The sequence below is a fragment of the Actinomyces sp. oral taxon 849 str. F0330 genome (assembly GCF_000239715.1).
In the GTDB taxonomy this organism is placed as follows: Bacteria; Actinomycetota; Actinomycetes; order Actinomycetales; family Actinomycetaceae; genus Actinomyces; species Actinomyces johnsonii.
The window spans coordinates 1-700 of record NZ_JH470411.1 but is presented as its reverse complement, the minus strand read 5'-3'; the positions used below and the strand labels follow the sequence as shown (position 1 = coordinate 700).

At 68.0% G+C, this 700-nt stretch carries 1 pseudogene; it reads right to left on the bottom strand.

From position 1 onward, the window contains the following. Positions 1-147: 147 nt before the first annotated feature. A pseudogene (locus tag HMPREF0975_RS14400) lies at positions 148-700 on the bottom strand (DDE-type integrase/transposase/recombinase); the annotation flags it as partial.

Below are 700 nucleotides of genomic sequence, written 5' to 3'. Positions count from 1 at the left end.
CTGTTGGTGGAGGGGGTACCTCCCGCGAAGTGGGGGAGAGATGACACGCCTGAGCATCGGCCGGTGAGTCCAGGAAGAGGGGTGAATCGCTCCCAGGCCCGCTCCCAGGTCGTCACCGTCTGAAGGGTGCTTGACGCCGGCTGCGGACAGGACCTGGTTAAAGGCCCGTGAGCGGTAGCAGGCCCCGTTATCGGTCATGACGGCCTGGACGGTGATGCCCAGGTCCTTAAAGAACGCGTTGGCGCGCTGAAAGAACCCGGCAGCGGTCTCCTTGCGCTCATCATCGAGGATCTCGGAGTAGACCAGGCGCGAGTAGTCATCTATCGCGTGGTGGATGTACCGATAGCCTCCGACCGGGCTGCCCCGACAGCGGGTGCGGGTCTTGGCGCGGTCCGCGGCCAGAGCGGGCGCTGAGCCCCGTCCGTGAGCGCGCCAGCCCCCGCCGTCGGGGATGCGGCCGAGCTTGTTGATGTCGAGATGGACCAGCTCCCCGGGACTGGTCTTCTCATAGCGCACCGGCGGCGGGCGGCGCACCGCCAGCCCGGTGGCCTGATCCACCTCGGTCAGGCGGGGCATGTTGTACCGGGCCAGGATGCGCCCCACAGTGGAGCGTGCCAGGCCCAGGTGGTAGGCGATGCGGTGGGGTCCCCACCGCGGTTGAGCCTCAAGGCGATGATGCGCCGCTCAGTGCGCCTTGCCA